Source organism: Pseudoduganella rhizocola (assembly GCF_045984285.3).
In the GTDB taxonomy this organism is placed as follows: domain Bacteria; phylum Pseudomonadota; class Gammaproteobacteria; order Burkholderiales; family Burkholderiaceae_D; genus Rugamonas.
In genome coordinates this window covers 246,209-259,073 of record NZ_JBJQIK030000008.1, presented here as the reverse complement: position 1 = coordinate 259,073, position 12,865 = coordinate 246,209, and the positions used below count along the sequence as shown (strand labels likewise).

At 64.0% G+C, this 12,865-nt stretch carries 14 protein-coding genes; 12 read left to right on the top strand and 2 right to left on the bottom strand.

From position 1 onward, the window contains the following. Positions 1–93: 93 nt before the first annotated feature. Positions 94–819, top strand: a complete 726-nt coding sequence (locus tag ACJRPG_RS18560) for an amino acid ABC transporter ATP-binding protein (protein WP_408001585.1) — start codon at positions 94–96, stop codon at positions 817–819. On the opposite strand, the gene ACJRPG_RS18555 is transcribed toward ACJRPG_RS18560, so the two are convergent. Together ACJRPG_RS18555 and ACJRPG_RS18550 are read right to left on the bottom strand one after the other, a co-directional pair. Further along, on the bottom strand, positions 816–1,079 hold the full coding sequence (locus ACJRPG_RS18555) for a Txe/YoeB family addiction module toxin (protein WP_408001584.1): 264 nt from the start codon (positions 1,077–1,079) through the stop codon (positions 816–818). The two genes, ACJRPG_RS18560 and ACJRPG_RS18555, sit on opposite strands and share 4 nt — an antisense overlap. Then, the gene (locus ACJRPG_RS18550) at positions 1,076–1,318 is read right to left on the bottom strand and encodes a type II toxin-antitoxin system Phd/YefM family antitoxin (RefSeq protein WP_408001583.1); all 243 of its coding nucleotides are present in this window, start codon (positions 1,316–1,318) and stop codon (positions 1,076–1,078) included. The genes ACJRPG_RS18555 and ACJRPG_RS18550 overlap by 4 nt, the downstream gene beginning before the upstream one ends. A gap of 95 nt (positions 1,319–1,413) precedes the next feature. On the opposite strand from ACJRPG_RS18550, the gene pyrC reads away from it, so the two are divergent. From pyrC to ACJRPG_RS18495, 11 genes are all read left to right on the top strand, one after another. Then, positions 1,414–2,463: a dihydroorotase gene (gene pyrC / locus ACJRPG_RS18545; RefSeq protein WP_408001582.1), complete on the top strand. Its 1,050-nt coding sequence runs from the start codon at positions 1,414–1,416 to the stop codon at positions 2,461–2,463. A gap of 9 nt (positions 2,464–2,472) precedes the next feature. Next, the gene (locus tag ACJRPG_RS18540; protein WP_408001581.1) at positions 2,473–3,270 is read left to right on the top strand and encodes a DUF3025 domain-containing protein; all 798 of its coding nucleotides are present in this window, start codon (positions 2,473–2,475) and stop codon (positions 3,268–3,270) included. A 30-nt stretch (positions 3,271–3,300) separates the two neighbouring features. After that, the gene (locus ACJRPG_RS18535) at positions 3,301–4,293 is read left to right on the top strand and encodes a Gfo/Idh/MocA family protein (protein WP_408001580.1); all 993 of its coding nucleotides are present in this window, start codon (positions 3,301–3,303) and stop codon (positions 4,291–4,293) included. A gap of 67 nt (positions 4,294–4,360) precedes the next feature. After that, positions 4,361–5,578 (top strand): MFS transporter, encoded by a 1,218-nt coding sequence (locus ACJRPG_RS18530; RefSeq protein ID WP_408001579.1) that lies wholly within the window; start codon positions 4,361–4,363, stop codon positions 5,576–5,578. Beyond that, on the top strand, positions 5,575–5,706 hold the full coding sequence (locus tag ACJRPG_RS18525; protein ID WP_408001578.1) for a hypothetical protein: 132 nt from the start codon (positions 5,575–5,577) through the stop codon (positions 5,704–5,706). The genes ACJRPG_RS18530 and ACJRPG_RS18525 overlap by 4 nt, the downstream gene beginning before the upstream one ends. Before the next feature lie 86 nt (positions 5,707–5,792). Further along, positions 5,793–6,452 carry a hypothetical protein gene (locus ACJRPG_RS18520; RefSeq protein ID WP_408001577.1) on the top strand — a complete coding sequence of 220 codons (660 nt, stop codon included), beginning with the start codon at positions 5,793–5,795 and terminating at the stop codon, positions 6,450–6,452. Positions 6,453–6,517: 65 nt separating this feature from the next. After that, a complete protein-coding gene (locus ACJRPG_RS18515) occupies positions 6,518–7,276 on the top strand; it encodes an IclR family transcriptional regulator (protein ID WP_408001576.1) in 759 nt (252 codons plus the stop codon). A gap of 253 nt (positions 7,277–7,529) precedes the next feature. Continuing rightward, complete coding sequence (locus ACJRPG_RS18510) at positions 7,530–9,080, top strand: ABC transporter substrate-binding protein (protein WP_408001575.1); 1,551 nt, start codon at positions 7,530–7,532, stop codon at positions 9,078–9,080. An 8-nt stretch (positions 9,081–9,088) separates the two neighbouring features. Beyond that, entirely contained in the window at positions 9,089–10,963 is a 1,875-nt protein-coding gene (locus ACJRPG_RS18505) for a CocE/NonD family hydrolase (protein ID WP_408001574.1), read from the top strand. Next, positions 10,956–11,927: an ABC transporter permease gene (locus tag ACJRPG_RS18500; RefSeq protein ID WP_408001573.1), complete on the top strand. Its 972-nt coding sequence runs from the start codon at positions 10,956–10,958 to the stop codon at positions 11,925–11,927. Before ACJRPG_RS18505 ends, ACJRPG_RS18500 begins: the two co-directional genes overlap by 8 nt. 17 nt (positions 11,928–11,944) lie before the next feature. Then, on the top strand, positions 11,945–12,856 hold the full coding sequence (locus tag ACJRPG_RS18495; RefSeq protein ID WP_408001601.1) for an ABC transporter permease: 912 nt from the start codon (positions 11,945–11,947) through the stop codon (positions 12,854–12,856). Positions 12,857–12,865: the final 9 nt, after the last annotated feature.

Genomic DNA, 12,865 nt, shown 5'->3' with positions numbered 1-12,865 from the left:
AGCAAGTTCCGCAGTATCCTTGCGGGAAAGGTGTACTGTCAAGCGAGTGTGGGGGCTCTTCCACATCGTGCTGCAGGCCAGATGTGGACAGATATGATCGAGATAAAAGACGTTAGCAAATGGTATGGGCAGTTCCAGGTACTGACAGATTGCAGCACCAGTGTCGCCCGCGGCGACGTGATGGTGATCTGCGGCCCTTCCGGCTCCGGCAAGTCCACACTAATCAAGACGGTTAACGGGCTCGAACCCTTCCAGAAGGGCGAAATCCTGGTCGACGGCACCTCGGTCGGCGCGAAGGGCACCAGCCTGAATGCGCTGCGTGCCCGCATCGGCATGGTGTTCCAGAATTTTGAACTGTTCCCCCATCTCTCCGTGCGCGAGAACCTGACCCTGGCGCAGGTGAAGGTGCTGGGCCGCAGCAAGGGGGAAGCTACGGAGCGCGGCCTCAAATACCTGGACCGCGTGGGCCTGCTGGCGCACCAGGACAAATTCCCGGTGCAGCTCTCCGGCGGCCAGCAGCAGCGTGTCGCCATCGCCCGCGCGCTGTCGATGGACCCCATCGCCATGCTGTTCGACGAACCGACTTCCGCCCTCGATCCCGAAATGATCAACGAAGTGCTGGATGTAATGGTCGGCCTGGCGCAGGAAGGCATGACGATGATGGTCGTGACCCACGAAATGGGCTTCGCCCGCAAAGTGGCCAATCGCGTGGTCTTCATGGACAAGGGCCACATCATCGAAGACTGCGCCAAAGACGAGTTCTTCGCCGCTCCCCGCTCCGAACGCGCCCGCGACTTCCTCGCACGCATCATTCACTAGTCGTAGTGTGACCACATGCGCAGCACGCGCACTGTGCGTTCCTCGGGGAAGATCTCGTATACCAGCCGATGATGGATGTTGATACGGCGTGAATAGGCCCCAGCCAGGTCGCCAACCAGCTTCTCGAATGGCGGCGGCCTTTGCAGAGGGTCCACAGCAAGAACATCCAGAAGCGACTGCGCCTTAGGTTTCAGCCCCGCCGCTGCGAGCTTCTTCGCGTCTTTCTCCGCCTGTCTCGTGAAGACGACGCGCCATTTCACCACTTGAGTTCCGCAACGCTGTCTTCAAGGGGTTCTGCCATGCCTTCACGGATGGATTCACGCATACCCGGAATCGACAGCAAATACAGTGTCTCCTGAATCGCCGCCCAGTCCTCAGCCGAAATGAGGACTACGTTATTGCGCTTCCCCGTAATGGTGAGCGGAGCGTGGCTCTCCGCCGCTTCATCAATCAGTTTGTAGAGATTTGCACGTGCTTCACTTGCTGAGATGCTGTTCATGGGGACCTCCTGTCATACTGAAACGTACGCTTTTGCGTACGATGCGTCAAGCGTGAAGAAGGTAAAATACCGGCATTCCTGATTTGTGAGCTGCCATGTCTACCTTCGAAGCCCCTTCCAGCCTGACCATCACCCGCCCGGACGACTGGCACCTGCACCTGCGCGACGGCGCCACCATGGCCAGCGTGCTGCCGCACAGCGCGCGCCAGTTCGGCCGCGCCATTGTGATGCCGAACCTGCGCCCGCCGGTCACCACCGTGGCGGCTGCCGCCGCCTACCGCGACCGTATCCTGGCCGCGCTGCCGCAGGGGATGAAGTTCGAGCCGCTGATGACGCTCTACCTCACCAATAACACCCAGCCGGACGAAATCGTGCGCGCCAGCGAAAGCGGCTTTGTGCACGCCGTCAAACTCTACCCGGCCGGCGCCACCACCAATTCGGACGCAGGCGTGACCGACCTGGCCAACTGCTACAAGGTGCTGGAAAAGATGCAGGAAGTGGGCATGCCCTTCCTGGTCCACGGCGAAGTAACGGACCAGGACATCGACCTGTTCGACCGCGAAGCCGTCTTCATCGAGCGCATCATGCGCCCGCTGCGCCGCGATTTCCCGGCGCTGAACATCGTCTTCGAGCACATCACCACCAAGGACGCCGCGCAATACGTGGCCGAGGCGGAAGGCCCGATCGCGGCCACCATCACGGCCCACCACCTGCTCTACAACCGCAACGAGATCTTCAAGGGCGGCATCCGTCCCCACTACTACTGCCTGCCGGTGCTGAAGCGCGAAGAGCACCGCCTGGCGCTGGTGACGGCCGCCACCAGCGGCGACGAACGCTTCTTCCTCGGCACGGACTCGGCGCCGCATGCACAGGGCATGAAGGAGCACACCTGCGGCTGCGCGGGCTGCTACACGGCGCTGCACGCCATGGAGCTGTATGCCGAAGCCTTCGAACGCGCGGGCGCGCTGGACAAGCTGGAAGCTTTCGCCAGCCTGAATGGCCCGGCCTTCTACGGCCTGGAACCGAACGAAGAAAAGATTACGCTCAAGCGTGAGCAATGGACGCTGCCGCAATCGCTGCCGTTTGGCGAAACCCAGCTGGTGCCGCTGAACGCCGGCGAAACCATCAACTGGAAGATGGTCTGAGGCGGGAGCGTGTTCGCCGGGATCGACTGGGGCCGTCCATGGTTTGACGCCGTGCGGTCCGCCGCGCTGCGCATGGACCTGAACGCGGCCAGCGTGATCGCCGATTTCAACCACGCCGCACAGTCGCTGGCGCTGCGCAACCACCGCGGCCTGCCGCTGCAATTCGTGCCGCAGGCCGACCTGCCGGAAGGTACGGCCTACGAAGAATTCATCGGCGCCGAAGGCAGGGTGCCCACGCGCGACAATCTGCATGACTTCTTCAATGGGCTGGTCTGGCTCACTTTCCCCCGCATCAAGCAGCAGCTGAACGCGCTTCAGGCCGCGCAGATCGCGCGCGACGGCGTAGGCAAGTCGCGCGGTCCGGCACGCGATGCCGCCACAATCTTCGACGAAAATGCCGCGCTGCTCGTGCTGCGCGATAATGCCGAAGGCGCCGCGCTGGAAGACGCGCTGCGCAGCCACCGCTGGAACGAAGCCTTTGTCGAACGCGCCGCCATGTTCGGCAAGGACGCGCAGGTCTGGCTGTTCGGCCACGCGCTGATGGAAAAGCTGGTCGCGCCCTACAAGGCCATCACGGCGCACACCCGTATCATGCGCGCGCCGGATAGCTGGTTCGATGGCGGCGAAGCGCAGCGCCGCGCCTGGATAGACGAGACGGTGGCCGCCACGCTGGCAAAAGAAGGACTGAGCAACGCAGGCTTCACGCCGCTGCCGGTGCTGGGCATTCCCGGCTGGTGGCCGCAGCAGGACAAGGAATTCTATGATGACGCCACCGTGTTCCGTCCCAAACGGAAACCGGCGGCCTGACACCGCAAGGCGGAGAAAGCGACACATACCATGAGCAAAGTCATTCGCTGGGGCATTCTGGGAACGGGCAAGATCGCCAAAGCGCTGGCGCTGGCGCTCAAGCAGGTGCCTGATGCAGAACTGGCGGCCGTTGCGTCGCGCAGCCTGGATAGCGCTACCGCTTTCGGCAAGGAGCACGGCGCGAAGCGCTGCCACGGCAGCTACCAGGCGCTGGCGGATGATCCGGAAGTGGACGTGGTCTACATCGCCACGCCGCACCCCATGCACCGCGAGAACGCCATTATGTGCCTGAACGGCGGCAAGGCGCTGCTGGTGGAGAAGGCCTTCACGGTCAACCGCCGCGAAGCGGAGGAAGTGTTCGCACTGGCGCGCGAGAAAAAGCTGTTCGTGATGGAAGCCATGTGGACCCGCTTCCAGCCGCTGGTGCAGGAAGTGCGCCGCATTATCGACAGCGGCGAAATCGGCAAGCCCTATAACGTGCAGGCCGATTTCGGCTTCGCGGCGGACGCAGGCCCCGAGCATCGCCTGTTCAATCCGGAACTGGGCGGCGGCTCGCTGCTGGACATCGGCATCTACCCGCTCTCGATTGCAGCCTATGTGCTGGGCGATGTGGAAGCCGTGCAGGCGCTGGGCGTGCTGGGGCCGACCGGGGTGGATGTGCAGGTCGCCTTCGCGCTGCGCCATGCGGGGGGCGGCATGTCCGCCTGCACCAGCAGCCTGCTGGCCAATACGCCGACCGAATTCACCATCTGCGGCGACAAGGGCTTTATCCGCCTTGGCGGCCGTTTCCACAGCACGGAAGACATCACGGTGGACCTGCGCAACGGCGTGCGGCGCAACTTGCACATTCCGCGCAATGGCGCGGGCTACAACTACGAAGTCATCGAAGTAAACCGCTGCCTGAATGAAGGGCTGCTGGAAAGCCCGGTCATGCCATGGGGGGAAACCGTGGCGCTGATGGGCGTCATGGATGAGATCCGCAGGCAGATCGGCGTAAGCTACAAGGCGGACCAGCAGCAATAAAAGCGGGCCTCAGCGCGCGGCAAACAGTTGCGCTACACTGAATGTTTTAATGCTAACGCTGACTGCCATGTTCACAGCCCAACGCGCCCCCGACCTCAAAACCGTCCTGCTGGCGACCGGCGTCATCCTGACACTGGCGATGGGCGTGCGCCATGGCTTCGGCTTCTGGCTGCAGCCGATTTCCCAGGCCAACGGCTGGTCGCGCGAAACCTATTCGCTGGCGCTGGCCTTGCAGAACCTGATGTGGGGCGCTTTCGGCCCCTTCGCCGGCATGGTGGCGGACCGTTTCGGCACCATGCGCGTGGTGCTGCTGGGCGCCTTCGCCTACATGGGTGGCCTGATCTGGATGGCGGTGGTCACGCAGCCGTCGCTGTTCATCATTGGTTCGGGGGTATTGATTGGCCTCGGCCTGGCATGCACCGCCTTCGGCGCGGTGAGCGGCATCATCGGCCGTGCAGCGCCGCCTGAGAGGCGCTCCTGGGCTTTCGGCATCTCGGGCGCTGCCAGCTCATTTGGCCAGTTCCTCATGATGCCTGTCGAGCAGCAGCTCATTTCCGGTGTCGGCTGGCAGAACGCCTTCTTCCTGCTGGCCGCCATCGTCGTGTTCCTGATGGTGCCGATGTCCTTCCGCCTGCGCGAACCGGCGGTGCAGAAGGCGGGCGGGCACCACCAGAGCATCCGCGAAGCGATGGGCGAAGCGGTGGGCAACCGCTCCTTCCTGCTGCTGGTGGCGGGCTACTTCGTGTGCGGCTTCCAGGTCGTGTTCATCGGCGTCCACCTGCCGGCCTACCTGAAGGACAAGGGCATTGCCGATCCCAAGGTGGCGGTGATGGCGCTGGCGCTGATTGGCCTGTTCAATATCTTCGGCTCCTATATGGCGGGCCAGCTGGGCGGCAAGCTGCCCAAGCGCTACCTGCTGTCCTTCATCTACTTCGCGCGCTCGGTGGTGATCGGCCTGTTCCTGCTTGCGCCGCTGTCGCCGCTGTCGGTCTACCTGTTTGCCGCCGTGATGGGCGTTCTGTGGCTGTCCACGGTGCCGCTTACGAACGGCATCATTGCGGGCGTATTTGGCTTGAGCCATATGTCGATGCTGGCGGGCGTGGTGTTCTTCTCGCACCAGATCGGCAGCTTCCTCGGCGTCTGGCTGGGCGGCTACGTGTTCGACCTCAAAGGCAGCTATGACCTGGTCTGGGGCATCGCCATCGCGCTCGGCATCTTCGCCGGCACCGCCAACCTGCCGGTGGACGAGCGTCCGCTGGTGCGGGAAAACCTGAAGGCGGCATGATGAAACGGCGCCTGCTCCGCGCCACCCTCTGGGTTGCCGGAGCGGCCGTGCTCGCGCTGGCCTTCCTCGCCTACCTGCAGCCCGAGTTCATGTTCGACCTCGCCAACCGCATCTACATGTGCTTTTAATTGGGGACAGACCCTAATTCAGTTGCAATGCTTGGTGGCGCGCCCACATCCCCAATCTCGCTAGACTTCCTCGACAGGGAGGATATGTGCGTTATTTCGATTTCAGTTCATTGCACGGTGTATTCAACACTTTGCTGGGTCTCGCGGTCTTCACATTAATCGGCGTTGGCATCCGCGTATTGATGATGCAAACCATCCAGCAGCGGCGTGAGCGCATGAACCGTCAGATCAACGAGCGCCTGCGCACCTTGATTGCAGCCTACAAGACCCTTGGCGGTTCTTTCACAGGCCAGCTGGCGGTCGATCCGGCCCATCTGCGCGAGCTGCGGGCGCAGGGCCAGGACATTGGTTCGGAGCGCGCGCGCCGCATTCGCGATGCGGTCGAGGCAGCGCTGGCCGATATCATCCTGCTGGGTACTGAGGAGCACTGCCGCCTTGCCGCCCAGGCCGCCAACGACATGGCCGCCGGGCGTCCGATCCATACGGCGGAACTGGTGATCTCGCTGCGAGACTTCATCCGCAAGGCGTTAGACCTCGGTCCCGTTCCGGAAGGCGTCAACATTCCCCTGCAGGGCCCGGCACGCGTGCAAGGCGGCGCCGGCCGCGGCAAGGCGGAAGGCGGCCGCGAGGGCGCGAAGGGCGGTGTTGGCAATGCGGCCGCTGGCGGCAGCGGCATCGGCGTGGGACTTGGCATGCACGCGGCGTCCCATCAGGAAAGCCCGGGCCAGGATGATATGCGGCAATGAACGGTCGACATACCATTACAATACCGGCTGAATAACCTGGCGATGTGGACACAGAGGAATCAAGCATGAGTTACACCGTGGACGTGGTGAACGTGGCGATCGAACTGCTGATGGTGGTGGCGGAAAACCCCGGCCTGGGTGTGACCGAACTCTCCAAGCGTTCGGGTATCACCAAAGCCCGTACCTTCCGCTTGCTCAATACGCTTGAGGAAACCGGCCTGATCCGCCGTCAGGATCCGGCTGCCACCTACAGCCTGGGTTACCGTGCTTTGCTGGTTGGTGCGGCCGCCAGGGAGCAGGTGCAACTGTCCAAAGTGGCCGACGCCCTGCTTCCAGCCGTCGGCGCCGCCTGCGGCGAAAGCGTGCTGGTGCGCATCCGCGAAGCGACCGAAACTGTCTGCATTGCCTGGTGGGACGCGCCCAATACCGTAAGGGTGGAATCGCAGCTGGGCCGCTACCGCCCGCTGCATGCAGGCGCCTCCGGCAAGCTGCTGCTGGCCTATGCGCCGGAAGAAATCCAGGAGCAGGTGCTGGGCGCGGAACGCGAACGCTTTACCAGCAATACCATTACAGGCGCGAACCAGCTCAAGCAGTCGATCCAGAAAGTGCGCGAACAGGGCTACAGCATTTCCTATGCCGAGAAGGCCATCGACACCGTATCCGTGGCGACCCCGATCTTCGACGCCAGCGGCGCCGTGATCGCATCGCTGGCGACCACCGCGCCATCCAGCCGCGTTCCGGACGAGAAGCTGCAGGTGTTGATCACGGCCTTGCAGCAAGGCGCACGGCAGTTCTCACAGGAACTCGGCTACACCGGCGGCTGAGCACGCCGGAATTTCTCTCCGCGCCGCGCCCGCGTCGCATTTTTCCTACAGTCCATAAGCACCGCGCGTACCGCGCGACGGTGCCACTTTCCCTATGAAAGCCGGTATGCCGGCGGCACCGACTCGCCCCAGCGAAGCCCAGCCATGTAGCAAATTTCTTGACGCGTATCATTCAATGAGATACTGTAACACACAGTGAAACAACAAATCTTCTCAGGGGACACAGATGTCGAAGTGGTTCAGGTGCTGCTTGATGTTGGTGCTGCTGGCGGTAGCGGTCGGTACCGCCGCGCAGGAGTTGCGCATCGGCTTCAAGGCTGAAGTCACGTCAGCCGACCCCCACGTGCTGAACGGCCAGAACCGGAACGTCTGGCTGCATGTGTACGAAGCGCTTGCCATCCATGACAGCCAGCTGCGGCCGGTGCCCGGCCTGGCGCTGAGCTGGCGCACCGTCGACCCCACTACCTGGGAGTTCGTGCTGCGTCCCAACGTGCACTTCCACAACGGCGAACTGATGACGGCCGCAGACGTGGAGTATTCGATTCGCCGCGCCATGGCCGTGAAGGGCGCACGCACATTCCGCACCTACCTGAAGGGCATCACGTCCGTCACCGCCACCGGTCCGATGACGGTCCAGGTCAAGACCAGTACGCCCAACCCCACGGTGCCCGATAACCTGGGACTGATCGCCATCCTGCCGAAATCGCTGGGTGCGGCCAGCGAAGAGACGTTCGCCAACGGCCGCAGCGCCATCGGCACCGGCCCTTACAGGTTCGGCAGCTGGACCCATGGCCAGCGGGTGATCCTGGCACGCAACGATGGCTACTGGGGCGAGAAGGAGCCATGGGCCAAGGTCAGTTTCGAATTCATTCCGCGCGAACCGGCGCGCGCCTCGGCCTTGTTATCCGGCTCGGTGGACCTGATCGACGGCGCCACCGCCAACCTGGCCTACTCGCTGACCCGGTCGCAGAAGGTCGAACTGAGCTCGGTCACCTCCTACATGCTGAACTATCTCGGGCTGGACCAGTTCCGCGCGGTGTCGCCCTATATCCGCGACAACCAGGGCCGGCCGATGCCCGCCAATCCGCTGCGCGACTTGCGCGTGCGCCGGGCCATGATGCTGGCCGTGAACCGGGAAGCCATCGTGCAATACCTGATGAAAAGCGATGCCACTGCCTCGCGCCAGATTGTGCCGACCGGCTTTGTCGGCTACGACGCAGGCCTGCAGCTGCCGCGTCATGACGAAGCTGCGGCGCGGGCGCTGCTGGCGCAGGCAGGTTACGCCGATGGTTTCCGCATCACGCTGCATTGCCCGAACAACCGCTACATCAACGATGCCCGCATGTGTGAAGCGCTGGCGCAGCAGATGGCCCGTATCGGCATCAAGGTAGAGCTGGCGGCAATGCCTTTTGCGGTATTCCAGACCCGCCTGGTGGGTACTGCCGGCGCCTCCGACTTCAGCATGTTCTTGATCGGCTACGGTTCCGTCACCGGCGATGCGATGACTGGCCTGGTGTCCGTGATCCGCAGCCGCGATACCAGGGCAGGCCTCGGCGCCAATAACTATGGCGGCTACAGCAATCCGGGGGTCGACCGGCTGATCGACGAGGCGGCGCGTACCTTTGACCTGCCGCAGCGCGAGGCGCGGCTGGCACAGGCTGCAAGGCTGGCCATTCAGGACGGGGCCATCATCCCGCTGGTTCACCTCAACGCTACCTGGGCCATGCGCAAAGGCCTGGCGATTACGCCGCGCGCCGACGGTTTCACCATGGCCACCGCAGTGCGCGCCGTGCCTGCTCACTGATTTTTTATATGACTGCTCCTACCTATACCCTGCTGTCCAACGTCATGGTTCCCATGCGCGACGGCGTGCTGCTGGCGACCGACATTTATATGCCCGCCGGCCGCGGCGATGCCGCACTGCCCGTGATCCTTGAGCGCACGCCCTATGGCAAGCACCTGCCCAGCCGCAGCGAATGCAATGCGCGGGATCCGAAGCCGAAAAGCCGCGCCGAGGTGGCTGCCTACTTCACCCGCCACGGCTATATTGTGATCTACCAGGATTGCCGCGGGCGCTACCAGTCGCAAGGCAGCTTCGTGAAATACACCAGCGACGGCGAGGACGGCTACGACACCTGCGCGTGGATCGTGGCGCAGCCATGGTGCAATGGACGTATCGGCACCAAGGGCCTGTCGTACGCGGCGCACACACAGGTTGCGCTGGCCAGCCTCAATGCGCCGGGCGTGGTGGCCATGTTCGTGGACTCAGGCGGATTCTCCAACGCCTACCAGGGCGGCATCCGCCAGGGCGGCGCCTTCGAACTGAAACAGGCCACGTGGGCCTTGCGCCAGGGACTGGAAAGCCAGGAAGTGCAGGACGATCCCGCTACGCTGGAAGCCCTGAGCGCGGTCGATATCCGCGACTGGTTTGGCCGTCTCTCGGAGTGGCAGCCCGGCCATTCTCCGCTGGCGCTGGTGCCCGAATATGAAGCCTTCATGTTCGAACAGTGGCGCCACGGCAGCTTCGACGCGTACTGGATGCAGCCCGGCCTGTACGCCGAAGGCTATTACAAGCAGTTCAGCGAGGCGGCGATGGTGCATATGTCGTCCTGGTACGACCCGTACCCGCGCACGGCGGCGGCCAACTACGTCGGCCTGTCCGCGGAAAAGCGCGGGCCGGTGCACCTGATCCTCGGCCCATGGACCCACGGCAATCGTTCCCTGAGCTATGCGGGGGACGTCGATTTCGGCCCGCAGGCCAAGCTCGACGGCCAGCTGGCGGAAGACTTCCTGGCCCTGCGCCTGCGCTGGTTCGACCGTTGGCTGAAAAATGATGCCGGCGCCGATCACGGCCTGGCGCCGGTGATGCTGTTCGTGATGGGGGGCGGCAGCGGCAAACGCAATGCCGATGGCCGCCTGGATCACGGCGGCCGGTGGCGGCGCGAAGCAGCGTGGCCGCTACCGGATGCCCAAGCCTGTGCATTCTACCTGCATGCCGACGGCAGCCTGGCGCGCCACAAGCCGCAGCAGGACGGCGCCGAACGGGCCTGGCGCTACGACCCGCGCATGCCGGTGCCGACCGTCGGCGGCGCCGTAACCTCGGGCGAGCCACTGATGGTTGGCGGCGCCTTTGACCAGCGCGAAGGGCCGCAGGTGTTCGGCGCCCGGCCGCCATACCGCGCGCTGGCCGAGCGCGACGACGTGCTGGTGTTCCAGAGCGCGGCACTGGAGCAGGATGTTGAAGTGACCGGCGATATCGTGGCTCACCTGTGGGTGTCGTCGGATTGTCCGGACACTGACTTTACCTTCAAGCTGATCGATGTGTACCCGCCGAGCGCGGACTATCCGGACGGGTATGCGATGAACCTGTGTGACGGCATCCTGCGCGCGCGCTACCGCGATTCCTGGTCGGAACCTTCGCTGATGGAACCCGGCCATGTCTATGCGCTGCGCATCGAGGCCTTCCCGACCAGTAACCTGTTCCGGCGGGGGCATCGCATCCGCATCGATATTTCGAGCAGCAATTTCCCGCACTTCGACACCAATCCCAATACCGGCAATGCGGAAGGCTGGCCGGGCCCGGTGCGGGTGGCCACCAACCGCGTGTACCTCGACCGCGCGCGGCCCTCGCACGTGGTGCTGCCGGTGATCCCCCCGCGCGCCCAAGAAGGAGGCGGCCATGCTTGAAATGCTGCTCAAACGCGTGGCCCAAAGCCTCGCTGTCCTGCTGCTGATGTCCTGCATCGCCTTCGCCGGCATCAACCTGGTGGGCGACCCGGTCCACCTGCTGGTGCCGCCCAACGCCACCCCGGATGAAATTGCCCGCGCCTCGAAAGCGCTCGGGCTGGACCTGCCGGTCTACGAGCAGTACGGCCGCTTCCTGCGCAACGCGCTGCACGGGGACCTCGGACATTCCTTCGTCTTCAACAGGCCGGCCATCGACCTGATCTTCGAGCGCATGCCGGCCACCTTCGAGCTGGCCACCAGCGCCCTGCTGCTGGCATTGCTGATCGGCGTGCCGGCCGGCATGTGGATCGGCCTGCGCCCCGGCAGCAGGGCGCACAGGCTGGCCATGGGCATTTCGGTACTGGGCGTCACCGTGCCCTCGTTCTGGATCGGCCTGATTCTCATCCTCGTGTTCTCGGTCACCCTGGGCTGGTTCCCGTCCGGCGGGCGCGGACCGACGGTTGAAGTGCTGGGGATGCAGCTCAGCTTCCTGACCATGGAGGGCCTGTCCTATCTCGTGCTGCCGGCGCTCACGCTGGCCCTGCACCATGTGGCGCTCGGCCTGCGGATGGCGGAGGCGGGCACGCGCGAAGTCGCCATGCAGGAATACGTCAAGTTCGCGCGTGCCAAGGGGGTGGGCCCGGCGCGCCTGATGCTGCGCCATATCGCACCCAATGTAATGATCCCCATCGTCACCTTCATGGGCATCGAATTCGGCCATCTTGTGGCTTACTCGCTGATCACGGAAACCATTTTTGCCTGGCCCGGCATGGGCAAGCTGATTATCGACTCGGTATTGCAGCTGGACCGCCCGGTCGTGGTGGCATACCTGATGGTGGTGCTGGTGCTCTATGTACTGATCAACCTGATCGTGGACATCCTGTACCTGGTGCTGGATCCGCGTCTGCGCAGCAGTTCCGTGTGAGCCATGCGATGAACGACATGATCCAGAAACCAAAGATGAACCACACCATCCAGACCCAGGCGCCGTGGCGCAGCCTGCTGATCCGCTTCTTCCGCAGCCCCGCTGCCTGCGCCGCCGTGCTGTTGCTGGTGCTGCTGTGCGTGGCCGCAGCCGCCGCGCCGTGGCTGGCGCCGCAGGATCCCTACGACCTGCGCCAGGTGACGATCGTGGAAAGTGAACGGGCGCCGGGTGCGCAGAGCGACGACGGCGCATTGACTTTCTTGCTCGGCACCGACGGCGCAGGCCGCGATGTGCTCAGCGCCATTCTCTACGGCCTGCGCGTGAGTATTGTGATCGGCGTCGCCAGTGCCGTGCTGGCGCTGCTGATCGGCACCTGTGTCGGCCTGGTGTCGGCGCATTTCGGCGGCAGGATCGATGCACTCCTGATGCGTATCGTGGACGTGCAACTGAGCCTGCCGACCATCCTGGTGGCGCTGGTGCTGCTGGCTGTGCTGGGGCAGGGCGCAGACAGGACCCTGCTGGCGCTGATCCTCGTGCAGTGGGCCGTGTTCGCGCGCAATGTGCGCGGCACCGCGCTGGTGGAGCGCAGCAAGGACTACGTGGAGGCGGCACGCGGGCAGGGGCTGCCGGTGCGCCGCATCCTGTTCCGCCACGTTCTGCCGAACTGCCTGGCGCCATTGATCGTCACCACCACCAACCAGATGGCATCGGCCATTACGCTGGAAGCGACCATGAGCTTCCTCGGCATCGGCCTGCCGCAGACCCAGCCCTCGCTTGGCCTGCTGATTTCCAATGGTTTCGACTATATGTTTTCCAACCGCTACTGGATCAGCGTCTTCCCCGGCATTGCGCTGGTGCTGCTGGTGGTATCGATCAGCATGGTCGGCGACCGCCTGCGCGTGATGCTGCAGCCGGATTCGGACGCTTGAGAGGGCACA

Bases quoted from the DNA above. Each gene is read 5' to 3' on its own strand.
- ACJRPG_RS18525 (WP_408001578.1), top strand. From the start codon at position 5,575: ATGATGAAACGGCGCCTGCTCCGCGCCACCCTCTGGGTTGCCGGAGCG.
- ACJRPG_RS18495 (WP_408001601.1), top strand. From the start codon at position 11,945: ATGATCCAGAAACCAAAGATGAACCACACCATCCAGACCCAGGCGCCG.
- ACJRPG_RS18550 (WP_408001583.1), bottom strand. From the start codon at position 1,318: ATGAACAGCATCTCAGCAAGTGAAGCACGTGCAAATCTCTACAAACTG.
- ACJRPG_RS18505 (WP_408001574.1), top strand. From the start codon at position 9,089: ATGACTGCTCCTACCTATACCCTGCTGTCCAACGTCATGGTTCCCATG.
- ACJRPG_RS18510 (WP_408001575.1), top strand. From the start codon at position 7,530: ATGTTGGTGCTGCTGGCGGTAGCGGTCGGTACCGCCGCGCAGGAGTTG.
- pyrC (WP_408001582.1), top strand. From the start codon at position 1,414: ATGTCTACCTTCGAAGCCCCTTCCAGCCTGACCATCACCCGCCCGGAC.
- ACJRPG_RS18500 (WP_408001573.1), top strand. From the start codon at position 10,956: ATGCTTGAAATGCTGCTCAAACGCGTGGCCCAAAGCCTCGCTGTCCTG.
- ACJRPG_RS18515 (WP_408001576.1), top strand. From the start codon at position 6,518: ATGAGTTACACCGTGGACGTGGTGAACGTGGCGATCGAACTGCTGATG.
- ACJRPG_RS18560 (WP_408001585.1), top strand. From the start codon at position 94: ATGATCGAGATAAAAGACGTTAGCAAATGGTATGGGCAGTTCCAGGTA.
- ACJRPG_RS18530 (WP_408001579.1), top strand. From the start codon at position 4,361: ATGTTCACAGCCCAACGCGCCCCCGACCTCAAAACCGTCCTGCTGGCG.
- ACJRPG_RS18535 (WP_408001580.1), top strand. From the start codon at position 3,301: ATGAGCAAAGTCATTCGCTGGGGCATTCTGGGAACGGGCAAGATCGCC.